Below are 21,869 nucleotides of genomic sequence, written 5' to 3'. Positions count from 1 at the left end.
GGTCTGTCCCAGTGTTGGTTACCTGGTTGAGGGCGACTCGGCCGCGGGTGACTTTCTCCAGGATGGACTCGGCTGATGCGGTCCAGACCAGTGGTCGAGGTTGGTCGTTGTGGGCGTTGAGGTAGTCCTCGATCGCGGTGATGAGATCGGGGACGCTCTTGAACACGCCGCGGCGCAGTGCCTTCTGGTCCAGATCCCGGAACCAACGTTCGACGAGGTTCAGCCATGACGACGAGGTCGGTGTGAAGTGCAGGTGAAACCGGGGGTGTTTCGTGAGCCACTTCGTCACGTCGGCGTGGTTGTGGGTGGCGTAGTTGTCCAAGATCAGATGCACCTGCAGGTCGGCGGGCACGGCGCGGTCGATCCTTCGCAGGAACGTCAGGAATTCATCGTGACGATGTTTGGGTAGGCACTGTCCGATCACCTTTCCCGTGGCGACTTCCAACGCGGCGAACAGCGTCGTGGTGCCGTTGCGCTTGTAATCGTGCGTCATCGTGCCGGCTCGTCCGGGCTTCAGTGGCAGCGACGGCTGGGTGCGGTCCAGCGCCTGGATCTGGCTCTTCTCGTCCATGCACAGCACGATCGCCTGCTCGGGCGGGTTCAGGTACAACCCACCACGTCAACGAGCTTGGTCTCGAATTGCGGGTCGTTGGACAACTTGAACGTGTCGACCAGGTGCGGTTTGAGCCCTCGGGCCGACCAGATCCGCTGCACTTGTGAGGACGACACGCCCGTTTTCGCGGCCATCGTCCGGCACGACCAGTGCGTCTCGCCCGCCGGTTTGGAATGCAGCGTGAGATCGACGATCTCCTCAATCTTCGCCTGCGGGATCGTCGCCTTGCGACCCCGGCCCTCCTTGACCTGCGCGAACTTCACCAGACCCTCACCTACGAACCGTTCCCGCCACGCCCGCACCGTCTTCACTGTCGCGCCCACCTGCGCCGCGATCGCGGTGTTCGCCATCCCGTCCCCGGCCAGCAGCAGCGCCCTGGCACGCTGCACCTCACGATGCGGCGCCGTTCGCGACCGGGCAAGCACCTCCAGTGTCTCTCGCTGGCCATCGGACATCGGCAGGGCAGGAGCAGCAGCACGGGCCATACCCCGATACTATCCCGCAAATAAGTATCTAATTACGGGACACACCACTAGCGGCTCGGACCGACTGGGGCACGACCCGGTGAGTCGGCTCCGGTGAGTCGGCTCGGGTGAGTCGGCTCAGGTGAGTCGGCAGCGCGGGGCGAGGCCGCGGCATACGGCAACTCAGCACAGGTTAGTCAACTGCGGACAGCTTGCAAGGTGTCCACAGTTGACTAAGTGCTGCTAGCAGAAGTTCCTAGGTCGGGCCGGGCCGGGCCCCGCTCACAGGTCGCGGGGGCGCTTCTCGCGGGCGCCGGGGGACAGCAGGTTCTCCAGCGCCTCCTCGGCGTCGGGCGTGGTGATCAGCAGGAGCTCGTCGTGCGCTTCCAGGCTGTCGTCGGGGCTGGGCGCGATCGGGATCTGGTCGCGGATGATGCCGACCAAGACGGTGTCTTCGGGGAACGCGACGTCACCCACGCGCGCCCCCACGTGCGGCGAGTCGCTCGGCAGCGTCATCTCGACCATCGTGGCGTGGCCCTTGCGGAACTCGAAGATCCGCACCAGGTCCCCGACCGTGACGGCCTCCTCCACCAGAGCCGTCATCAGCCGCGGCGTCGAGACGGCCACGTCGACACCCCACGCCTCGTCGAACAGCCACTCGTTTTTGGGGTTGTTGACCCGGGCCACCGTGCGGGGCACCCCGAACTCGGTCTTGGCCAGTAGCGACACGACCAAGTTCACCTTGTCGTCACCGGTGGCGGCCACGACGACATCACAGTCGGCCAGCCCCGCCTCGTTGAGCGCATCGATCTCGCAGGCGTCGGCCGCGAGCCAACTCGCCTTCGGCACTCGCCGGATCGAGCCTTCGTTCGCCGCCCGGTCGATGAGCAGCACTTGGTGGTTGTTGTAGAGCAGTTCGGTGGCGATGGAGCGACCCACCGAGCCGGCTCCGGCGATGACGACGCGCATGGGCGGTCTCCGATTCCGTATGGGGCGTTCAGTCGTGGGCGGGCGGGGGGCCGTCCAGCACCCGCTCGATCTCGGTGAGCTCGTCGCGTCGCGCGGCCAGATGCAGGAAGTCACCTTCCTGCAGCAGGCTTTCGCGCGAGGGCAACATGCCGTCGCCGAGGCGTGTGACATAGGCAACGCGCGTGCCGGTGGCCGCCTCGATCTCGGTGAGCGGCCTACCAATCCATTGCGGGCTGACCGGCACCTCCGCGATGACGATGCGCCCGGACGGGTCGGTCAACTCCGGCAGGTGACCCTGGGGGAGGAGGCGGCGCAGCACCTGATCGGAGGTCCACTTGACCGTCGCCACAGTGGGTATGCCGAGGCGCTGGTAGATCTCGGCTCGCCCCGGGTCGTAGATCCGGGCCACGACGTGCTCCACCCCGAACGTCTCGCGGGCAACGCGCGCCGCGAGAATGTTGGAGTTGTCACCACTGGAGACGGCTGCGAAGGCGTATGCCGTGTCGATCCCGGCCTCGCGCAGCGTGTCGCGATCGAACCCCATCCCCGTGACGGTCCGCCCATCGAAGGTGGGCCCGAGCCGAGTAAAGGACGACTCCTCCTGATCGATGATCGCCACATCGTGGCCGCGTCGCTGGAGGGCCCGTGCGATGGAGGCGCCCACTCGACCGCATCCCATGATCACGAAGTGCACGTGGCGACGCTACACCGGCACGGGTCTGCGCCCACGATCGTCCCCGCGGCAGCCGGCCGCGGGCGGTGTCGTGATGACGGTTGGGACGGTCGGGTTTAGAGTGATCGCCCGTGGCCACTGGGCGCGTGCTCAAACGCATCATTCTCGGGCGGGCGATCAGCAGCGACAAGCTGCACGAGACCCTCCTGCCGAAGCGGATCGCCTTGCCGATCTTCGCCAGCGATGCGTTGTCGTCGGTGGCCTACGCGCCAGACGAGATCTTCCTGACCCTCGGCCTGGCCGGGGGCTCCCTAGCGTTGACGCACTCGTGGATGATCGCGCTCGGCGTCGTCGCGGTCATGCTGGTAGTCGTCGCCTCATACCGTCAGAACGTCCACGCCTACCCATCCGGCGGTGGGGACTACGAGGTCGCGACCACCAACCTCGGACCGCGTGCCGGGCTCATGGTCGCCAGCGCCCTGCTGGTCGACTACGTGCTGACGGTCGCGGTGTCCATCTCGTCCGGCATCCAGAATGCCGCCACCGCCATGCCCTTCATCCGCGGACACGAGGCGACGTATGCCGTGATCTTGGTCGCGCTGCTGACGGCGATGAACCTGCGCGGCGTGCGCGAGTCGGGCAACGCCTTCGCCCTGCCGACCTATGCCTTCATGGTGGGCGTGCTCGGGATGGGTGTCGTGGGCATCATCCGCCACCTGACCGGGACACTGCCGATGGCGCCCAGCGCGTCCTTCGAACTGGTTCCCGAAGAGGGTTATGAGGCGATCGGCGGTTTGGCGCTCGCCTTCCTCCTGCTCCGAGCTTTCTCCTCCGGTTGCGCGGCCCTGACCGGGGTCGAGGCAATCTCTAACGGAGTGCCGGCCTTCCGGAAGCCCAAGAGTCGCAACGCCGCCACCACCTTGCTGATGATGGGCTTGGTCGCCATCACGATGTTGATGTCAATGATCATGCTGGCGCGCTGGACCGGTGTGAAGTATGCCGATCGGCCGGGCGAGCAACTGCTCGCCAACGGGCAGCCGGTCGGCGACAGCTACGCCCAGGACCCGATCATGGGGCAGGTCTCCAAGGCGGTTTTCTCGGAGTTCCACCCCGGTGTCGTCTTCATCTCGATCGTCACCGGCATCATCTTGATTCTTGCGGCGAACACTGCCTTCAACGGATTCCCGGTGCTGGGCTCGATCCTGGCCCGCGACGGCTACCTGCCGCGGCAACTCCATGCACGCGGGGACCGGCTGGCGTTCTCCAACGGCATCATCATCTTGGCCGCAGTCGCCGCGATCTTGATCGCGGCCTTCAACGCGGATGTCACCCGGCTGATCCAGCTCTACATCGTCGGGGTGTTCGTCTCGTTCACTGTGAGTCAGATCGGGATGGTGCGCCACTGGAACCGGCATCTGCTCCGCGAGCGCGACGCCGCCGCCCGCTCGACCATGCGCCGCAGCCGGATCATCAATGCGATCGGCGCCGCGATGTCGGGCACCGTCTTGATCGTCGTCCTCGCGACCAAGTTCATCCACGGCGCGGGCTATGCCATCGCCGCCATGGCGGTGCTGTTCGCGATCATGACCGCGATCCACAAGCACTACACGATGGTGGCCCGGGAACTTGAGGTGACCGACGCCGCCGCTCAGATGCTGCCCGCCCGCGTGCACGCCCTGGTCCTGGTTTCCAAGCTCCACAAGCCGACGCTCCGCGCCCTGGCGTATGCCCGAGCCACGCGACCCAACACCCTCGAAGCCATCACCGTCGATGCGGACCCCGAGGCGACGCACGCCTTGCAGGAGGAGTGGGAGCGGCGCGGCATACCCGTGACATTGAAGGCACTCGAGTCGCCCTATCGGGAGGTGACGAGCCCGATCGTGAAATACGTGAAGTCGATCCGGCGCGCGTCGCCGCGCGAGTTGGTCGTCGTCTATGTCCCGGAGTATGTGGTCGGCCACTGGTATGAGCAGATCCTGCACAACCAGACGGCGCTGCGACTGCGGACGCGACTGCACTTCACTCCCGGGGTGATGGTGGCGTCGGTTCCGTGGCAGTTGCGCAGCTCGGAGGGTCAGGAGGAGCGGCTGGCATCCGACGGCTCCTCCGCGCCCGGCTCGGTCAGGATGGGCCGGTGACCGCACCCGCGCCTGAGCCCGGCCTGAGCGTCGGCGAGGTCGTCACCGTCGACATCGGACCGATCGCCCATGGCGGGCACTGCGTGGCCCGGCACGAGGGGCAAGTGCTGTTCGTGCGGCATACGTTGCCAGGGGAGCGGGTTCGGGCGCGTGTCACCGAGGTGGGGTCGGGGTCGCGTTTCGTCCGGGCGGACGCCATCGAGGTGGTGTCGGCGTCGCCCGATCGGGTGCCCGCCCCGTGCCGGTATGCCGGTGTTTGCGGCGGCTGCGACTTCCAGCACGTCGACTTGGCGGCGCAGCGGCGGTTGAAGGCCACCGTCGTTCGCGAGCAACTGCAGCGGCTGGCCCGGCTGGATATCCCGGTCGAGGTCGAGGCGCTGGCGGGGCATCGGGACGGACTGCGCTGGCGGACCCGGACCGAGTTCGCGGTCGGCCCGGAGCGGGAGATCGGGATGCGGCCGCACCGCTCCCATCACGTGTTGCCGGTGGATGACTGCCTCATAGCCCGGGAGGAGGTCATCGCCACGGGCGTGCTGCACCGTCCGGCCGAGCGGGTGCCTGCCGATGTCGTTGCCTTCGACGTGATCGCGCCGAGTGTGGGCGAGCCGGTAGTGGTCCCGGTGACGGCCCAGGGGGCCACCGAGGCTGCGGTGGCCGTGACGGAGGTGGTCGAGGCCGGCGGATTCCGCGGCGAGTTCGAGGTGGCGGCCCGCGGCTTCTGGCAGGTGCACCCCGGCGCCGCCGGGCGCTTCGTCGAATTGGCTGTGGAGATGCTGGCGCCGCGGGCGGGCGAGCGGGTCCTTGACCTCTACAGCGGGGTCGGCGTGTTCGCGGCCGCGCTCGCCGAGGCGGTGGGCCCGACCGGGGAGGTCATCGCGGTCGAGTCCGACGTGGAGGCGAGCGCGCACGCCCAAGCCAACCTCGCGGCATACGACAACGCGGTGGTGGTGCGGGCTCGCGTGGACGAGGCGTTCGGCATCACCGCCCGCCGCTCGCGCGGTCCGCAACGTCGGGGGAGCCGAGGGGGTCGGGGGCGCCCCGGCACCCGGCACCCCCTCATCCCGCCCACGGCCGATCTCGTCCTGCTGGATCCCCCGAGGACCGGGGCCGCTGCCGACGTATGCCGCGCCGTCGCCGCACTCTCACCGCGGGCGATCGTCTACGTCGCCTGTGACCCGGCCGCCCTAGCCCGGGACCTGGCTACCTTCGCCGACTCCGGGTATGCCGTGCGCACCCTCCGCGCGTTCGATGCCTTCCCGATGACCCACCACGTGGAGTGCATCGTCTTGTTGGAAAGGTGACCGGCAGGACCGCCAACTGGTCCGCGGCGCGAGCTGAGGTCAGGGCTTCCGGTTGAGATGGTCGGGCCCTGCCGTTGAGTGGGCCCGGGGAATGCGGAAGGATCGACAGCAGGACCCCACCTGAGATATCTTGACGTCAAGATACTTCAGGCAATTGACGCGTGGCGTCGGAAGGAGCCAATGGTGGCCAGCACGAATAGCTTCGGAGCCCAGGGCGAGCTGAAGGTCGGTGAGCAGAGCTATCAGATCTTCCGCGTCAACACCGTCGAGGGACACGAGAGCCTGCCCTACAGCCTGAAGGTCCTGCTGGAGAACCTCCTGCGCACCGAGGACGGCGCGAATATCACCGCCGACCACATCCGCGCCCTCGGCGGCTGGGACGAGAACGCCGAGCCCGACACCGAGATCCAGTTCACGCCGGCGCGCGTGATCATGCAGGACTTCACCGGCGTACCCTGCATCGTCGACCTCGCCACGATGCGCGAGGCCGTCGCCGACCTCGGCGGCGACCCGGCCAAGATCAACCCGCTGGCCCCCGCCGAACTGGTCATCGACCACTCCGTCCAGATCGACGTCTTCGGGCGCGCCGATGCCTTCGCCCGCAATGTCGAATTCGAGTACCAGCGCAATGGCGAGCGCTACAAGTTCCTGCGCTGGGGCCAGACCGCCTTCGACGACTTCAAGGTCGTCCCGCCGGGCACCGGCATCGTCCACCAGGTCAACATCGAGCGGCTCGCCCGCGTGACGATGGTCCGCGATGGCCTCGCCTATCCCGACACCTGCGTCGGCACCGACAGTCACACCACGATGGTCAACGGTCTGGGTGTCCTCGGCTGGGGCGTCGGCGGCATCGAGGCCGAGGCGGCCATGCTCGGACAGCCCGTCTCGATGCTCATCCCGCGCGTCGTCGGCTTCAAGCTGACCGGCGAGATGAACCCCGGCGTCACCGCCACCGATGTCGTCCTGACGATCACCGACCTGCTGCGCAAGCACGGCGTCGTCGGCAAGTTCGTCGAGTTCTATGGCCAAGGCGTCGCGGCCCTCCCGCTCGCCAACCGCGCCACCATCGGCAATATGAGCCCGGAGTTCGGCTCGACCTGCGCGATCTTCCCGATCGACCAGATCACCCTCGACTACCTGCGCCTCACCGGCCGCTCCGAAGAGTCCATCGCTCTCGTCGAGGCGTATGCCAAGGAGCAGGGCATGTGGCTCGACCCGCAGGCCGAGCCCCGCTTCTCCGAGAAGCTCGAACTCGACCTCGGCACTGTCGTCCCGTCCATCGCCGGCCCGAAGCGCCCGCAGGACCGAATCGTGTTGTCCGACGCCAAGTCTCAGTTCGCGCTCGATGTCAAGAACTATGGCGTCGACGGCGACCTGCGCGAGGAAGCGGTCACCGGACCGACCGGGGCATACGGCCTGAAGGATGGCGCCGTCGTGATCGCCTCGATCACCTCGTGCACCAACACCTCCAACCCGAGCGTGATGATGGCCGCGGGCATGCTCGCCAAGAATGCCGCCGAGAAGGGCCTGACCGTCAAGCCGTGGGTCAAGACCTCCATGGCGCCCGGCTCCAAGGTCGTCACCGGCTACTACGAGGCCGCCGGCCTGTGGCCCTATCTCGACAAGCTCGGCTTCAACCTCGTCGGCTACGGCTGCGCCACCTGCATCGGCAACTCTGGACCGCTGCCCGAAGAGGTCTCGGCCGCCGTCAACAAGGGCGACCTCGCCGTCACCGCGGTGCTCTCGGGCAACCGCAACTTCGAGGGCCGTATCAACCCCGACGTGAAGATGAACTACCTCGCGTCCCCGCCGCTGGTCATCGCCTATGCGCTCGCCGGCACGATGAACTTCGACTTCGATCTCGAGCCGCTCGGCCAGGACGAGGCCGGCAATGACGTCTTCCTCAAGGACATCTGGCCCTCGCCCGAGGATGTCGAGGCCACCATCGGCGCCTCCCTCTCGCGCGAGCTCTTCGAGAAGGACTATGCCGACGTCTTCGCCGGCGACGAGCGCTGGCAGGGCCTGGAGACCCCCGAGGGCGACACCTTCGCCTGGGAGTCGGACTCGACCTACGTCCGCAAGCCTCCTTACTTCGAGGGCATGGGTATGACGCCCGCTCCCGTCGCCGATATCGCCGGAGCGCGCGTGCTGGCCAAGTTGGGTGACTCGGTGACCACCGACCACATCAGCCCGGCCGGCTCGATCAAAGCGGACTCGCCGGCGGGGGTCTACCTCACCGAGCACGGCATCGACAAGCGCGACTTCAACTCCTACGGCTCGCGCCGCGGCAACCACGAGGTCATGATCCGCGGCACCTTCGCCAACATCCGCCTGCGCAACCAACTCCTGACCGATGTCGAGGGCGGTTTCACCCGCAACTTCCTCGAGGCGGACGCGCCGCAGACGACGATCTATGACGCGTCCGCGGCATACCAGGCAGTTGGCGTCCCGCTCGTCGTCCTGGCGGGCAAGGAGTATGGCTCGGGTTCCTCGCGCGACTGGGCGGCCAAGGGCACGGCGCTGCTCGGCGTCCGTGCGGTCATCGCGGAGTCCTACGAGCGCATCCACCGCTCCAACCTGATCGGGATGGGCGTGCTGCCGCTGCAGTACCCCAAGGGCCAGAACGCCGAGTCGCTCGGCCTGTCGGGCACCGAGACCTTCTCGGTCAGTGGCGTGGAGGCGCTCAATGAGGGCGCCACGCCCAAGACGGTCAAGGTCGTCGCGACCCGCGAGGACGGCTCGACCTCGCAGTTCGACGCGGTCGTGCGCATCGACACCCCCGGTGAGGCCGACTACTACCGCAATGGCGGCATCCTGCAGTACGTCCTGCGCCAAATCAGCGGTAGTTGAGCTGGCCAACTCCAGAACGAGGCATCGGGACGCTGACACGCCCGGCGTTACTCACTTGAGATTCTCGCACCACGCGCCCCGTCAGGCTTCGGTCTGACGGGGCGCGTGGTGCACCCACGGCGCACGAAGCCTTGGCTCAAGGGGTTCGAATCGGCCCCCAAGGAGCCAGCCGGCCTGAGATCCTGTTGCGGGGACGCCTGGTGAGCACACAATCGACATTGGCCAAGCCCGTCGGGGAACTGAACCGACCGACTTAGCTGGGGGATTTCGCATGATGCTTCGTAGACTTCGGATCGAGCATTTCCGCGGTATCGAGCGTGCGGATTGGAAGATCGACCGACGGCTGGTGGCACTCGTCGGTGCGGGCGACAGTACTAAGACGACGCTGCTGGATGCGATCGGACTGGTGCTCAGCCCGAGCTACAACCCACAGTTCACCGACGCGGACTTCTACAACTTCGACTTGGCGAGTGAGATTGTTATCGAGGCAGTCGTTACCGAGCTTCCGGACAACCTGGTCAAGGAGAGCCAGCTCGGCAAGGACCGCTCGGGACTGATGCCTGATGGCAAGCTCGTACATGATCCCGTCGATGATGCCGAGGAGTGCCTCGTCGTTCGATTGACGGTGACTCCGGATCTCGACCCCATTTGGGAAGTCATACGCCCTCAGTCCGATGACGCTCGCCCGATCTCGGCGAGCCAGAGGCGGCAGCTCGGCTTCTTCCGGCTCGGTGAACGACCCGATTTCCACTTCCGGTGGGCTCGTGGTTCGGCACTGTCTGGGCTTACCGCCGGCGGCGATGGCGCTTCGTCGGTGATTCTCGATGCGCATCGCGACGCGCGCACTGCGGTTTTCAAAGCTGAACCGAACGCGCTCCACCAGGCAGCCGCGGCAGCGCAGGAGTCGGCCAGCACCTTCGGGGCGGCGTCGTTTGGTGAACTGCGACCCGGCCTTGAGCCGGGCTCCTCGACTTCTACCCACGCGCTGCTTTTGCACGACGGTGAGGTGCCACTGTCGAGCCTTGGGCTCGGGACTCGACGGCTGACGAGCCTGGCCATCCAGGACAAGTCTATGAAAGATGGCTCGATCATCGCGATCGATGAGATCGAGCACGGGCTTGAGCCTCATCGACTGGCTCAGGCCCTTCACCGTCTGCGGCAGCGAACGCAGGCCGACAAGCTCCAGATCATCATGACGACCCACTCGCCCGTAGCGGTGACGGCCCTGAGTGCTGTGGACATCGAAGTCGTCCATGCCGATGGGGCCGGTAGCACCAGTTGCAGGTCTGTTCCGGATGACCTCGACAATGTCCAAGGAGCGCTGCGAAGTGCGCCGGATGCACTGCTCGGCCGACGAGTCATGGTGATGGAAGGAGCGACAGAAGTCGGCGTCCTGCGGGCTCTGCTTCGGCACTGGGACGAGCAGCGTTTGAGCGCGGGAATGGACAGCTCAGTGGCCACAGGTGCCGTCCTCGTAGACGGCGGAGGTGGAGCCCAGTCGCTGCAGCGAGCCCGGAACTTCCAGTGCCTCGGCTACCTAACGTGTGCACTGCTGGACAATGACGACCGGGGGATCGACCCCCGCGTAACCAGCACCGAGGCGGCGGGAGTCGCAGTGCATCGATGGTCTGAGGGTTGCAACATCGAGCACGAGATTGTCCGGGTGCTCCCACTAGCGGGAGTCCAGGAAGTGGTTGATCTCGCAGTGGAGTTCCGAGGCGAGCAATCTGTAGTGGCCGCAGTTGCTGCGAAGCTCGACGGCGCTGGGCTGACAGGAACCCAAGTCGCTACCTGGCTGCAACAAGCCCTAGGTGACGAGTGCGCGCTGCGTTCGGCGATCGCCGACGCGGCGGTCGTGAAGAAGAAGGAGTGGTTCAAGAGACAAGACCGCGGCGAAGAGTTGGCCGGCGTCGTCATCGCGCACTGGGCTGAGCTGGCTGATACGCACGTGATGAGCGTGTTCGAGGGGCTCCGTGACTTCGCGTACCCGGACGCTGCCACCTCTGGTGCCGCAGACTACGTGGTTCCGTCCTCCGATGAATGACGACCCTTGCATCGAAGATGCCGTGGCAGCCGTGCTTGCTGTGCAGCCCTGCTCGGTTACGCTGCCTGCTGGTGCAGGGAAAACCGAGCTCATTGCCGCGTCCGTCGCGGAAGCCGTGCACCGTGGCGGGACGAGTCTGGTCCTCACGCACACGCACGCCGGAGTGGACGCGCTTCGTCGGCGTATGAAGAAGTTCGGCGTGATGAGGGACCGGTTCGTCGTCCGGACGATCGACTCGTGGTCTTACGACCTGATCGCGCATTTTCCTGACTTGGCCGGCCTCGCTGTGCCGACGATTCCAGATTGGACCAGGTCCACTGAGTACCACCTCGCCGCTGCTCGGGCGGCGGGCACCCCTGCAGTGGCCAAGATGTTGCGGCTCAGTTACACGAACTTGTTCGTGGACGAGTATCACGACTGTGTGCTCGATCAGCACAACCTCGTTCTCTCGCTGTCTGGCTCGATACCAACCACTGTCCTCGGCGATCCGCTCCAGAGCCTCCTGACGTTCGGTGAGACGCCGCCCGTGGACTGGGACTCGGACGTGCTTCCAAACTTTCCCGAAGTCGTCGTGGACCACCGGCCGCGTAGGTGGGAGCCGGATCATGCCGAGCTCGGCCAGTGGCTCGTCGACATTCGAACCGAGCTGACGGACGGGATGCCGATCAGCTTCAGCGGAACGCCTGTCCGTTGGGTGCGGAAGTCGGATGATCGGACCTTCGTCTCTGAGTGCATGAAGGCGCTCGGACAAGAGGGCACTATCGCAGTGTTGGGCCGATTCCGTCACGACTGCGTCTCGGCGGCGAGCAAGCTGAGCGGTCGCTACACAGTCATGGAAGCACTCGACGAGAAGGCGACCTTGGCATTCGCGGCGAAGGTGGATACGGGAAGCGGGGCCGCGGTCGCCCATGCAGTGGTCGAGTTCGCCGCAAAGTGCAGTGTTGGCATACCGACTCACATAAGCTCCGCCAAGCGCAAGCGGCTCCTCAACGGCCTTTCCTTCGTCACGCGGGACGAAGATCTGAAACCCACCTACGAGGCCGTAGTCCGTGTCCGCGAACAGCCCACTCCCACAACAGTGCGCACAGCCTTCGAGCTGCTCGGCGATCTTCAGGGAGTCTCGATTCACTGCCGTGAAGCGTGGAACGAGGTCTCCCGCTCACTCGCCGCCGCGGCCGCGGACGGATGCACGGTGACCGAGGCGCTCCACCTGGCGAGGAGCCATACAAGGGCCGCCGGTCGCCAAGCAGCAGCGAGAGTGGTCTCCCGGCCGCTACTCGTCAAGGGCCTCGAATACGACCATGTGATCATTCTCGACCCGACGGCGTACGGAGCGCAGGAACTGTACGTAGCACTCACAAGAGGGTCGAAGTCGGTGACGGTCATAAGCGACTCCAGCACTCTTCCGGTCGCGCGCATGCAAGCGCACAAGAAATCACCAACCCGCGGCTGACCTTGTTGCACTCGACGTTCGGGGTGGCTCAGTGCACGGAGATGTCCGTGACGAGAGTGCCGGGTGCGTGGCCTGATGTGATCAACTTTCCGCGCGACGCCAGGGCGCATCGGGATCGGCGAGCGTCTCGAGCATGAGCTGGCACCAGACTTGGGCGGCCCCGACGACGAGGCGGGCGTGTCGCGGGCGAACCCATCTCGGTACCTCTTCCGCTCCGTGGTCGATGCCGACGCTGTTCCTGAGCTCGGTGACGCTCTGGGTGAGCGTGACCAGTGACTGGAGGGCCTGGCGGAGCGCGCGGTCTTCGTCGCTGACCGACTTCGGGGCGAGGCCGAGCGAGTCCTGGGCGGCGTTGACCAGGCCGGGGACTTTCGCTGCCCTGGTGTAAGTCTGCCCGCGGGCGGTGAGCACGCACTTGGCGGTGGACTCGATCAGTGCCTTGGCCGTGCTTACGGCGAGCCGCGGATCCGTGTCGACGCTGTCGCCGAGCCTGTGCAGGTGGTCCTGGATGGACTGCGGGTCGGGGAGGGCGTTGAGCGCGTGCTCGGTTAACTTCGTCCCGGCTCGGCCGAGGCGGACTGTGCCAGTAGCCTCGTCGACTTCAAAGCCATCCTCGCGCAGGATCCGGACCCATTTCTCGCGCTGGCTGTTGTCATTGCCCCAGCCAACCGACCCATCCTGGATGATTGTCTGCAGCATGTCGCCGAGCACGGCAGTCAGCCGCTGAGCGTCAGCGGCGTCGCGCAGGTCCAGGGTGACGAGGTAGCGGCGCATCCGCTCGCGCCGGATGCTCTCGTCGTTCTCCATGGGCTGCGGCGGGCCGAGGGCGACGCCTCGGTCGTCGAACAGTGCGTCTATCTCGCGCACGGACGTGCCGGTCAGCTGGTCGGAGAGTAGTCGCATCACGCGCGGGGTGAAGCTTCCCATTCCCGCCTACTTCGTCTCGTTGGGGTGTGCAGTGTGGATCTGTTCCAGGTAGACGGTGTTGCCGTCGACGTAGAACCACACTCGTGCGGTGCCCTTCAGCGTGGGCTTGTGCTGCCAGCGCTGGAAGGTCCGACCGCTCCGGGTGATCACGCCCAGCGGCCCCTCGAGCGGGTAATTGGTCGGAGTCCTCATCAGGGGCGTGCGAGTGAGAAAGTCCCAGGTCTCGCTCATGGAGTTCCTGATCGTGGCCACGAGGTCGCGCCAGCCCTTCTCGGACTGCTTGGTGGCGTATTTCAGCACGTACTCCGACTTCTTCGCTGGTCGGGGGACCGTGGACTCCTTGGACATGCTTAGGGGCGCTCTACGACCGTGTCGGCGGAGTCGTAGTCCTCGTCGAGCCACTCGACGGGCTGCGTGCCCAGGCCGGCGGCGATAGCCGTGGCGGTCTCGCGCCAGCTGGTGAGCTGGGCGATCGCCAGATGCGGCTGCTGCGTCGAGAAGGACGCCCTGGCTGCGTCGATGAGATCCCGGGCACACTGTTCCCGGTCTTGGGCGCTGAGCGCGTACATCCACGGGTAGCGACTCGCCATGCGCTCGGTCAGGGGTCCGTCTTCGAGGGTGACCGAGATGAGCGTGGCGGCAATGTGCAGGAGCTCGGCGCGCGCGTCGGCCTCGCGCTGGGACATCAGGACCAGCGTCTCGCCGTCGCGGCGGGTCACCGTGACGGGGTGGTCTTCGGCCTCGGCGAAGACCTCGGCCGAGTGCTTGCTCAGGTCCGATGAGCGCCGGGTGGCCTTGGGGGAGTCGGCTGCGATGGTCATGCCACCCATCGTATTCGGAACGTATTCGGAAGTCCATCCAGCCCAGGGCTTCTCACAGTTCGTACGTATCGACTTTCCTGCACAGCTCCTCGTTGCGCGCTGATGCCGGCGATGTTGTCAGGGGGCCCATTCATGAGTCTGCTGGTCTTGTCCTGTGCGGTAGCCAGACGGTCAGGCAAGAGAGAGCGCAGCAGCTTCCCGTCGATGGGTTCGGCCCGTCAACGTGCTGCCCTAGCGGTACTGGGTCGATATACCTCTGACCTGGGCGTTTACGAAATCGAGTCTGTCTGTGAGCCGTCCAGGGGCCCGAACTTCCGCTTACGGAAGCAGGTCGCAGTACGTCCTCCGCTCGTTGGTGAGCTGACACCCCGCCCAAACCTCGGTCGACGGGCAGAGACACGCCGTATGTCGGGACGACATACGGCGTGTATCTGCCCGTCGACCTGTTTGTGGCGACCTGTTTGCGGGAGCGGCATCTGCCCGCCCTCGTATGCTGCCGGACATGAGCGAGTACCAGCAGATCCCGGTCCCGCAGCAGCCCGGCTCGTCCACTGGCAGTGGGCCCGCCCGTCGTTCGGACGCTGCCGTATGCCCGTGGTGTAGCGGTACGAACTTCGAGCCCGGCTTCGTGGAGGACACCGGTCAGTCCGCTCAAGGATTCGCCCGCTGGATCCCGGGCGAGATGAACAAGGGCCTATTCGGCGGCGCGCAACGCTTCGGTCGCGAACGCATCGACATCACTGGGCAACGCTGTATCGCCTGCGGCTACCTCTGTCTGTTCGCCCGCTAAGCCCTGCCGAGAACCCCGGACCAAGGAGAAACCAATGGCTGACGTCTTGATCCCGCACTCCGCCCTCGGCCTGCGACCCGCAGTGGCCGCGCTGGCCGACGACCTGCGGGCAGCCGGCCACGCCGCCACCGCGCCAGACCCTTTCGAAGGTCGCACTTTCGAGGGTGGCGAGGCCGGGTATGCCGAGGCAGTCGCCTTTACCGGTGGCCGCCGGGAGGAGATCCAGGCGGCGGCGGACGCGGCATACGACAGCATCACGGGACCACGGATCGTCCTCGGCTTCTCCATGGGAGCTGGGATGGCGCAGGAGTATGCCCAGCAAAAGCCCGAGGTTGTCGGCGCGATCCTCGTCGGCGGGGGCGGCTTCTATGAGGGCTGGACCGAGCCCGTGTGGCGCGCGGGGGTGCCGCTCGCGCTGCACCATACGATCGATGACCCGTGGATGGACGGCGATGTCGCCGGGATGGTGCAGGTGGCGACCCGCGCGGGCTCGGACGCCTCGGACTACACCTACCCCGGCAATGGTCACCTGTTCTTCGATGAGAGGCTGCCTCTGGAGTATGACGCCGCTTCCGCCGCCCTGCTCCGCGCCCGCCTTCACGGCTTCCTGGGGCGGTTCGACAACGAGCTGCGGGGCGGGGCCATGGGCGGGATCGCGCCCGCCAAAGACCCGACGAAATCTCTCGCGGGGTTGGCCGAGCCCGAGTCGTGGACAACCTCCGAAGCCATTGAGGACCTGCGCGGCGATCGGTGACAGCGAGCGACAGGAGTCAGTAGGCTCGGCGGGATGCCCACGTACATCGCCTTCTTGCGCGCGATCAATCTCGGCGCAACGCGGAAGTTCCCGAAAGATGCGGTCAAGCTGGCCACCGAGGCTGCGGGCGGGACCGACGTCGAGACCTATCTCAACACCGGCAACGTCCGGCTGACCTCCACGCGGCGCTCCGCCGCCGCCGTGGCCAGGGACCTAGAGCAGGCGTATGCCGCAGACCGCGGCTTCGAGGTGCCAACCGTCGTTTTCACCCCAGCAGAGGTGGTCGCGATCGTCGCCCGCGCAACGGCTTTGGCCGATCAGTACGGCCCGGTGAAGAATCACTACATCGCGCTCTACGCGGACGCGCCGAGCGCCGCTACGGCCACCGCCGTTCAGGCCCTGGAGGTCGAGGGGGAGCGGTGCGTCGTAGACGGACGCGCCGCACATGCGCTGCTCCACGGTAACATTCACTCGGCAAAACTCTTCCGCGCCAAGCAATTCAGCGCGCTTGGGGTGGGCACGTCCCGCACCCGAGCGGTCCTGACGACCGTTGCCGAGAAGTGGTGCACCGATGTCGACTGACTCGACCGACGAGGCAACGCATGCCGATCTGATCCGCGGGGCCGCGGCATACCTCAATCCGATAGAGATCGCTGGCCGGCTCTTCGGCAATGTCGCCGCCATCGCCGAGACGCCGGACGGGCGACGCTTCCCGGGAGTCTGCATCGACACGCCATGCGGCACCGGCTTCTGCGCCGAGGCGGCGGCCATTGGGGCGATGGTCACGGCAGGCGAGCAGCGGATCGCCCGCATCGTCGCGGTCTGGCGCGACCCAGGTACCGGCCGCCTGCATGTCTTGCCGCCGTGCGGTCGGTGCCGGCTTTTCGTCAGCCAGGTCCACCCCGACAACCTCCACCGGACCCGCGTCATCCTCGGGGACCACGAGGCGACGGCTCTGGCCGACCTCATCCCCAGCCACGAGTGGCCCGCGCCACTGGACGCCGCGTTCTGACTGCCCGGGCGGACTAGATTCGGAGAAGCCACTCACGGACGAAGGAGTCCCGCAATGTCCATCCCCCACCGCACCGTCGGCCACGGCCCGAAGACGGTCTTCCTGCTGCACGGCTGGCTGGGGTCGGCCGACGGTTGGGGGCTCTTCCCCGACTATCTCGACCCGGAGGCCGCGACCTGGGTCTTCACCGACAATCGGGGGTATGGCGCGCGCCTCGCTGAGACGGGCGACTTCACCCTCGACGAAGTCGCCGATGATGTCCTGGCGCTCGCGGACGAGCTTGGCGCGCAGACGTTTTCGCTCGTCGGCCACTCCATGGGTGGCGCGGAAGTGCTGCGCGTCCTGGCCAAAGCGCCCGAGCGCGTCGACAAGCTCATCGGGATCACCCCGGTCGGCGCCGCCCCCACCCCCCTGGACGAGGCCGGTCACGATCTCTTCTTCGGCGCGCCGGACGACGACGGCAAGCGGTTCAGCATCGTCGACTTCACGACCGGCAATCGCCTGACGCCGCAGTTCATCCAGTCGATCGTCAACTGGTCCCGGGAGCACTCCACGGTGGAGGCATTCCGTGGCGCCGTCGACGCGTGGGTCAACGCCGACTTCCTCGCCGAGGTCGCAGGTGATGAGACGCCGATTCTGGTCATCCCCGGCGAACACGACCCAGCCCTGGGCGCGGAGACCGTCAATCAAACGTGGAAGCCCCACTTCCCCAACGCGACGGTCGACGTTATGCCCAACGCCGGCCACTATCCGATGTTCGAGACCCCCGTCGCCCTCGCCACCCGGGTCAACGCCTTCATCGCTGACTGAGACCGCGCGCCCGTAATGCCTCCCGGCGGCGGGCCTGGGCAGCCAGCCAAGTCTCGACGGTCGCCCTCACCCACTCCGGACGGTGCATGACGTCGGTCCAGACGAACGGCAGGACGTGCCAGCCGAGCGCGGTCAGGCCGGCATAGCGTCGCCGATCGCGGACGAACCCGGATGGGTCGCCATGGTGCTCGTAGCTGTCGGCCTCCAGCACCAGGCCCACCGATGGGTCCGCCAAGTCGACCACGGCCAAGAAGCCCGCACTCTCGATGCGGAGTTGCGGCTGCAGCCGCAGCCCCGGAATCCCGATGCCGATCGCCCGCAAACACGACTCAAAAGGATTGTCGGCGCGGCCATCGACGTGCTGTGCCACCAGGCGAACCTGCCCACAGCCCGGTCCTCGGGTACGCACCGCGGCGCGTTGGAACGTGGCAACCTCGACACTGCCGGACCGAACGGCCGAGTCCGCCACCGCCAGGGCTTCGTCGAAGGGCAGGATTCGGGCACAGTCGATCACCGTGCGCAGCGGCGACGTCAGTCCGTTCGCCCGCTCCCACGGGCTGGTGGGCGAGTGCCGGAATCTCGCGACGCGCGGATCACGAACGACCCTGCCCGGCGGGACGATCAACCGAGGCAGTGCCGGCGGAAACGTCACTTTCCACGACCACGCCTGGGCGGCGCTCAAGTCCGACAAGACTGCCGTATGCCGCTGCGCCACCACGGCGTGTCCCGCGATAGCCGCGAGCGCGTACCGACCGTGGCCGGTCCGCAGGATCCCCTCGCCGACCAATGCCGCCCGGATCTCCCGGCGCGAGTGCACGGCATTGAGTTCGCCGAAGGAGGCGAGCCCGCCCATCCGCACGAGGGTGTCATACACGGCCATACGACAAGAGTGGGCCGGGGAGCGCCCCGGGTCACCCTCTCCCGCCGCCCCCTGTGGACAGCCGCCAATCCTCGCCTCCCGGACTCTGGGGACAACTGCCCGGACATTTGGAATACGTATGCCGCGCCGTCGCCTCCAGGGGCGCGGCGGCGCGGCATACGGACGTGCATTGGTATCCCAAATGTCCGCGATAGGTCGCGCGCGGGGCAATTTGCGCACTATAGTTCTCATCATGAGCACTCAGGCGGTACTTCCCCCCTTCCACCTGGCCATCCCCGTCGGCGACATCGATGCCGCCCGCGCGTTCTACGGCGACGTCATGGGCTTCGGCCGCGGCCGGTCCGACGAGCGCTGGACCGACTGGAATGTCGACGGCCACCAGGTCGTCACGCACATGGTCGACGACTACACCGCGCCCGTCGCGGGCCACAACTTCGTCGACGGGCATCAGGTGCCGGTCCCGCATTTCGGCCTCGTCCTCAGCGTCGAGCGCTTCCAGGAACTCGCCAGCCGCATGACCGAGCGCGGTACCGACTTCGTCATCAAGCCCTACGTCCGCTTCCAAGGCGAGCCGGGGGAGCAGTGGACGATGTTCTTCCTCGACCCGTCCGGCAACGCGATGGAGTTCAAGGCGTTCGCCGACCTCGACCAGCTTTTTGCCGTATGACGATTCCCGCCTCCCCGGGCCGGCTCCAGAACGATTTTCTCACCCTCGTCGGGAGCCGGATCCGGGATCGGCGCAAGCTGGCCAGCCAAACAGTCCAGGAACTCGCGGATCGGGCCGGGATCAGCCGGCGACTGCTCACCCAGATCGAGCATGGGCAGGCCAACCCCAGCCTGGTCACGGTGACTGGGATTGCCCGAGCCCTCGGCGTCGACTTCACCGACCTGCTTGACGAAGGTCCCGCCGAGTCGCCGGTCACTGTCGTCGGGGCAGCACACCACCGGCTGGTGTGGCACAGCCCGGGTGGGAGCGCGGCCTACCTCCTCGTCGCCACGAGTGGACAGCGGACCGCGGACCTGTGGCACTGGAGGCTCGCTCCGGGTGAGTCCTATTCGGGCCGCCCCGACCCCACCGGGTCACAGGAGTTGTTCGCGGTCCTCAGCGGCACCCTGACCCTGGTCGCGGAGGGCGCAGACCAGCGCGTCCACCAAGGTGAGTCGGCTCGCCTGCTGAGCGACCGGGCCTACGCCTATCGCAACGACACGGACGAGGCCTATCGCAACGACACGGACGAGGTGGTCACCTTCGTCCGTGTCGTTGCGCTCGCCCCGCCGTCCGACAGGGCCGTGACCTGATCAGCCCTTGTCGGCCCCCGCATTGGCGCCCTGGGTGAAGAACCGCTGGAAGACGATGAACACGATCGCGGTCGGAATCGTCATGATCAACGCCCCGGCCATCTTGATGGGGAACTCCGTGCCCGAGCCCAGACCGCCGGTCGTGAAGCTGGCGATGCCGCGGGTCAGGGTGTAGAGGTTCTCCTTGTCGGTGGCAATGATGAAGTGCCCCAACTCATTCCACGATCCTTGGAAGGACAGGATCGTTAAGGTGATCAGGGCTGGCTTCGCCATCGGCAGCACGATCGACCAGAAGGTTCGGAGGGTCCCGGCCCCGTCGATGCGGGCGGCCTCCTCCACTGACGGCGGGATCGACTCGAAGAACTGCTTCATGATGAAGACCCCGGCGGCGTCACACATCAAGGGCACGACGAGTGCCGCGGGGGTGTTGTAGATCCCGAAATACTTCAGCGCCAGGAACTTTGGCAGCAGGAGCACGATCCCGGGCACCGACATCACGGCGAGTATGGCCGTGAACAGCGCCTCCCGTCCGCGGAACTTCAACCGCGCCAGCGCATAGCCGGCCATCGAGTTGAAGAACACCCGCGCGAGGGTCACGATCACCGCGACCCACACCGAGTTGAAGAACCACATCGGGAAGTTGGTTTGGAACAGCCGCTCGATGGCCCCTGTCGTGAACGGCTGCGGCACCAGGTTCAGCGGGTGCTTGTCGGCATCGGAGTTGGTCTTGAAGGAGGTGACCAACTGGATGATGAACGGGAAGATGTAGGTCAGCGCGAAAATGACCAGCATTGTGTAGAAGAGTGCCTTCTTGGTCCCGCTGGAGCGGTTGGCGACCTGCCCCCCATCCACGGCATTGCTGGTCTTGAGGACCGCCTGGGTCTCGGCCGCGACCAACTTCGCGTCTGGTGCCATATCGCTCATGCCGCCACCGCCTTCTTGGCCGCCTTGGCCTGGGCCTTGGCGACCTTCTTGGCCGCCGCTTCGTCCTTGTCGCGCAACAACCAGCGCTGCGCCTGGGTCATGAGGAAGATGAGCAGGAACAGCAGGAAGGCCATCGCCGCGCCACGGCCCCACTTCTGGGACTCAAAAGCTGCCTGATACGACAGATATGCCGGGGTCAAGGTCGTCTTCGCCGGGCCACCCTTGCTCATGACGTACATCTGGTCGAAGACCTGCCAGGTGCCGATGATGCCGAGGGTGATGACGAGGAAGATCGTCGGGCGCAGGTGCGGGACGGTGACATTCCAGAAACGCTGGCGCGCGTTGGCGCCGTCCACCATGGCGGCCTCCTCGACCTCGGTGGGCAAGTCCTGCAGCGCCGCGAGGAACATCAGCATGAACGTGCCAGCAGTGGTCCAGATGACCTGGAACATGATGGCGCTCATCGCGACGCTGGGACCCTTGACCCACTCCCAGAGCGACAGGTTCATGATTTTCGTGTCGGCCAATCCCGACGGCGGCTTGTTCATGTCCCACAGGCCAAGCCCGTCACCGGCAAGGTGAATCAGGCCACGCGGGTCCTGGAACCAGTTCGGCCCGTGCACCCCCATCCAGCTCAGCATCGCATTGACGGCCCCGGAGCCGGCGAAGAGGTACAGGAAGACCAGGGAGATCGCCACCGATGACACAACCGACGGGAAGTAGAACGCCGTCCGGAAAAAGGTGCGCCCCTTGAGCCACTTCTGGTTGACCAGCACTGCCAGCAGAAGCGCCAACACCGTCTGCAGCGGCACGACGCCGATCACGTAGTAGAAGGTGTTGCGCAGCGACATCATGAAGTCTTGCCGCGCGAGGCCCTGACGGGTCAGCAAATCGGAGTAATTCTTCAACCCGATGAACTGGGTGTTACCGCCGAAGGGGGTGCCGCGGCCGGACCAGTTGCTGACCGAGACCCACAGCGCCATGAAGATCGGCACGACAAGGAACAGGCCGACGATGACGATCATCGGCGTGACAAACAGCCAGCCCGCAGCGGGCTGACGCATCGGATCGCCGGATTTGGTTCGGCTCATGGGGGACTCCCGAGGGACAGATCACGGGTGGGGGCTGATCGCGGGGCCCAGGGAAG

20 protein-coding genes and 1 pseudogene are annotated in these 21,869 nt (G+C 66.4%); 12 read left to right on the top strand and 9 right to left on the bottom strand.

Annotation, left to right across the window (positions count from 1 at the left end; all coding sequences use genetic code 11):
* The 3 genes and pseudogenes from BN13_RS03535 to BN13_RS03525 form a co-directional block, all read right to left on the bottom strand.
* A pseudogene (locus tag BN13_RS03535) lies at window positions 1-1,098 on the bottom strand (IS630 family transposase); the annotation flags it as partial.
* Window positions 1,099-1,359: 261 nt separating this feature from the next.
* Entirely contained in the window at window positions 1,360-2,046 is a 687-nt protein-coding gene (locus tag BN13_RS03530) for a potassium channel family protein (protein ID WP_048544477.1), read from the bottom strand.
* Between the two features lie 28 nt (window positions 2,047-2,074).
* Window positions 2,075-2,740, bottom strand: a complete 666-nt coding sequence (locus BN13_RS03525; protein ID WP_048544475.1) for a potassium channel family protein — start codon at window positions 2,738-2,740, stop codon at window positions 2,075-2,077.
* A gap of 110 nt (window positions 2,741-2,850) precedes the next feature.
* Between BN13_RS03525 and BN13_RS03520 the strand changes: the two genes are divergently transcribed.
* The 5 genes from BN13_RS03520 to BN13_RS03500 all read left to right on the top strand — a co-directional run bounded on the left by BN13_RS03520 (window position 2,851) and on the right by BN13_RS03500 (window position 12,505).
* Window positions 2,851-4,857, top strand: a complete 2,007-nt coding sequence (locus BN13_RS03520; RefSeq protein WP_048544473.1) for an APC family permease — start codon at window positions 2,851-2,853, stop codon at window positions 4,855-4,857.
* Window positions 4,854-6,158 carry a class I SAM-dependent RNA methyltransferase gene (locus tag BN13_RS03515; RefSeq protein ID WP_048544472.1) on the top strand — a complete coding sequence of 435 codons (1,305 nt, stop codon included), beginning with the start codon at window positions 4,854-4,856 and terminating at the stop codon, window positions 6,156-6,158. Before BN13_RS03520 ends, BN13_RS03515 begins: the two co-directional genes overlap by 4 nt.
* Before the next feature lie 180 nt (window positions 6,159-6,338).
* A complete protein-coding gene (gene acnA / locus BN13_RS03510) occupies window positions 6,339-9,008 on the top strand; it encodes an aconitate hydratase AcnA (protein ID WP_048544468.1) in 2,670 nt (889 codons plus the stop codon).
* A gap of 271 nt (window positions 9,009-9,279) precedes the next feature.
* Window positions 9,280-11,052: an ATP-dependent nuclease gene (locus tag BN13_RS03505; RefSeq protein ID WP_048544467.1), complete on the top strand. Its 1,773-nt coding sequence runs from the start codon at window positions 9,280-9,282 to the stop codon at window positions 11,050-11,052.
* On the top strand, window positions 11,045-12,505 hold the full coding sequence (locus BN13_RS03500; protein ID WP_084733542.1) for an AAA family ATPase: 1,461 nt from the start codon (window positions 11,045-11,047) through the stop codon (window positions 12,503-12,505). Before BN13_RS03505 ends, BN13_RS03500 begins: the two co-directional genes overlap by 8 nt.
* Before the next feature lie 81 nt (window positions 12,506-12,586).
* Here BN13_RS03500 and BN13_RS03495 read toward each other — a convergent pair whose 3' ends face one another.
* From BN13_RS03495 to BN13_RS03485, 3 genes are read right to left on the bottom strand one after another with little or no spacing between them, the layout of a single operon-like run.
* Entirely contained in the window at window positions 12,587-13,432 is an 846-nt protein-coding gene (locus BN13_RS03495) for an abortive infection family protein (RefSeq protein WP_048544464.1), read from the bottom strand.
* Between the two features lie 6 nt (window positions 13,433-13,438).
* The gene (locus BN13_RS03490; protein WP_048544461.1) at window positions 13,439-13,780 is read right to left on the bottom strand and encodes a hypothetical protein; all 342 of its coding nucleotides are present in this window, start codon (window positions 13,778-13,780) and stop codon (window positions 13,439-13,441) included.
* 2 nt (window positions 13,781-13,782) lie between these two features.
* A complete protein-coding gene (locus BN13_RS03485) occupies window positions 13,783-14,253 on the bottom strand; it encodes a prevent-host-death protein (RefSeq protein WP_048544460.1) in 471 nt (156 codons plus the stop codon).
* A 502-nt stretch (window positions 14,254-14,755) separates the two neighbouring features.
* Here BN13_RS03485 and BN13_RS19125 point away from each other — a divergent pair.
* The 5 genes from BN13_RS19125 to BN13_RS03465 are packed head-to-tail and all read left to right on the top strand — an operon-like array spanning window position 14,756 to window position 17,619.
* Window positions 14,756-15,043 carry a hypothetical protein gene (locus tag BN13_RS19125; protein ID WP_157038410.1) on the top strand — a complete coding sequence of 96 codons (288 nt, stop codon included), beginning with the start codon at window positions 14,756-14,758 and terminating at the stop codon, window positions 15,041-15,043.
* Between the two features lie 34 nt (window positions 15,044-15,077).
* Window positions 15,078-15,797: a dienelactone hydrolase family protein gene (locus BN13_RS03480; RefSeq protein WP_048544459.1), complete on the top strand. Its 720-nt coding sequence runs from the start codon at window positions 15,078-15,080 to the stop codon at window positions 15,795-15,797.
* Between the two features lie 33 nt (window positions 15,798-15,830).
* The gene (locus BN13_RS03475) at window positions 15,831-16,379 is read left to right on the top strand and encodes a DUF1697 domain-containing protein (protein WP_048544457.1); all 549 of its coding nucleotides are present in this window, start codon (window positions 15,831-15,833) and stop codon (window positions 16,377-16,379) included.
* Window positions 16,369-16,809, top strand: coding sequence for a cytidine deaminase family protein (locus BN13_RS03470; RefSeq protein ID WP_053079707.1), 441 nt, complete (start codon window positions 16,369-16,371; stop codon window positions 16,807-16,809). The genes BN13_RS03475 and BN13_RS03470 overlap by 11 nt, the downstream gene beginning before the upstream one ends.
* 54 nt (window positions 16,810-16,863) lie before the next feature.
* Complete coding sequence (locus BN13_RS03465; protein ID WP_048544455.1) at window positions 16,864-17,619, top strand: alpha/beta fold hydrolase; 756 nt, start codon at window positions 16,864-16,866, stop codon at window positions 17,617-17,619.
* Here the strand turns inward: BN13_RS03465 and BN13_RS03460 are convergent.
* Complete coding sequence (locus tag BN13_RS03460; RefSeq protein WP_048544452.1) at window positions 17,606-18,499, bottom strand: endonuclease domain-containing protein; 894 nt, start codon at window positions 18,497-18,499, stop codon at window positions 17,606-17,608. The two genes, BN13_RS03465 and BN13_RS03460, sit on opposite strands and share 14 nt — an antisense overlap.
* Before the next feature lie 232 nt (window positions 18,500-18,731).
* Here BN13_RS03460 and BN13_RS03455 point away from each other — a divergent pair, with 232 nt between their 5' ends.
* Window positions 18,732-19,166, top strand: coding sequence for a VOC family protein (locus BN13_RS03455; RefSeq protein ID WP_048544451.1), 435 nt, complete (start codon window positions 18,732-18,734; stop codon window positions 19,164-19,166).
* Complete coding sequence (locus BN13_RS03450) at window positions 19,163-19,798, top strand: helix-turn-helix domain-containing protein (protein ID WP_053079706.1); 636 nt, start codon at window positions 19,163-19,165, stop codon at window positions 19,796-19,798. Before BN13_RS03455 ends, BN13_RS03450 begins: the two co-directional genes overlap by 4 nt.
* Here BN13_RS03450 and BN13_RS03445 read toward each other — a convergent pair whose 3' ends face one another.
* Both BN13_RS03445 and BN13_RS03440 read right to left on the bottom strand, forming a co-directional pair.
* Window positions 19,799-20,722 (bottom strand): carbohydrate ABC transporter permease, encoded by a 924-nt coding sequence (locus BN13_RS03445; protein ID WP_407667833.1) that lies wholly within the window; start codon window positions 20,720-20,722, stop codon window positions 19,799-19,801.
* A complete protein-coding gene (locus BN13_RS03440; protein ID WP_048544448.1) occupies window positions 20,719-21,813 on the bottom strand; it encodes a carbohydrate ABC transporter permease in 1,095 nt (364 codons plus the stop codon). The genes BN13_RS03445 and BN13_RS03440 overlap by 4 nt, the downstream gene beginning before the upstream one ends.
* Between the last annotated feature and the right edge of the window lie 56 nt (window positions 21,814-21,869).

The organism is Nostocoides jenkinsii Ben 74 (assembly GCF_001046875.1).
Taxonomy (GTDB): Bacteria; Actinomycetota; Actinomycetes; order Actinomycetales; family Dermatophilaceae; genus Nostocoides_A; species Nostocoides_A jenkinsii.
This window is presented reverse-complemented; position numbering and strand designations above follow the sequence as displayed.

Excerpts from the sequence above, each read along its gene's own strand:
- acnA (WP_048544468.1), top strand. The coding sequence starts at position 6,339 with ATGGTGGCCAGCACGAATAGCTTCGGAGCCCAGGGCGAGCTGAAGGTC.
- BN13_RS03495 (WP_048544464.1), bottom strand. The coding sequence starts at position 13,432 with ATGGGAAGCTTCACCCCGCGCGTGATGCGACTACTCTCCGACCAGCTG.
- BN13_RS03530 (WP_048544477.1), bottom strand. The coding sequence starts at position 2,046 with ATGCGCGTCGTCATCGCCGGAGCCGGCTCGGTGGGTCGCTCCATCGCC.
- BN13_RS19125 (WP_157038410.1), top strand. The coding sequence starts at position 14,756 with ATGAGCGAGTACCAGCAGATCCCGGTCCCGCAGCAGCCCGGCTCGTCC.
- BN13_RS03485 (WP_048544460.1), bottom strand. The coding sequence starts at position 14,253 with ATGACCATCGCAGCCGACTCCCCCAAGGCCACCCGGCGCTCATCGGAC.
- BN13_RS03455 (WP_048544451.1), top strand. The coding sequence starts at position 18,732 with ATGAGCACTCAGGCGGTACTTCCCCCCTTCCACCTGGCCATCCCCGTC.
- BN13_RS03470 (WP_053079707.1), top strand. The coding sequence starts at position 16,369 with ATGTCGACTGACTCGACCGACGAGGCAACGCATGCCGATCTGATCCGC.
- BN13_RS03480 (WP_048544459.1), top strand. The coding sequence starts at position 15,078 with ATGGCTGACGTCTTGATCCCGCACTCCGCCCTCGGCCTGCGACCCGCA.
- BN13_RS03465 (WP_048544455.1), top strand. The coding sequence starts at position 16,864 with ATGTCCATCCCCCACCGCACCGTCGGCCACGGCCCGAAGACGGTCTTC.
- BN13_RS03475 (WP_048544457.1), top strand. The coding sequence starts at position 15,831 with ATGCCCACGTACATCGCCTTCTTGCGCGCGATCAATCTCGGCGCAACG.
- BN13_RS03500 (WP_084733542.1), top strand. The coding sequence starts at position 11,045 with ATGAATGACGACCCTTGCATCGAAGATGCCGTGGCAGCCGTGCTTGCT.
- BN13_RS03440 (WP_048544448.1), bottom strand. The coding sequence starts at position 21,813 with ATGAGCCGAACCAAATCCGGCGATCCGATGCGTCAGCCCGCTGCGGGC.
- BN13_RS03445 (WP_407667833.1), bottom strand. The coding sequence starts at position 20,722 with ATGAGCGATATGGCACCAGACGCGAAGTTGGTCGCGGCCGAGACCCAG.
- BN13_RS03450 (WP_053079706.1), top strand. The coding sequence starts at position 19,163 with ATGACGATTCCCGCCTCCCCGGGCCGGCTCCAGAACGATTTTCTCACC.
- BN13_RS03490 (WP_048544461.1), bottom strand. The coding sequence starts at position 13,780 with ATGTCCAAGGAGTCCACGGTCCCCCGACCAGCGAAGAAGTCGGAGTAC.
- BN13_RS03505 (WP_048544467.1), top strand. The coding sequence starts at position 9,280 with ATGATGCTTCGTAGACTTCGGATCGAGCATTTCCGCGGTATCGAGCGT.
- BN13_RS03460 (WP_048544452.1), bottom strand. The coding sequence starts at position 18,499 with ATGGCCGTGTATGACACCCTCGTGCGGATGGGCGGGCTCGCCTCCTTC.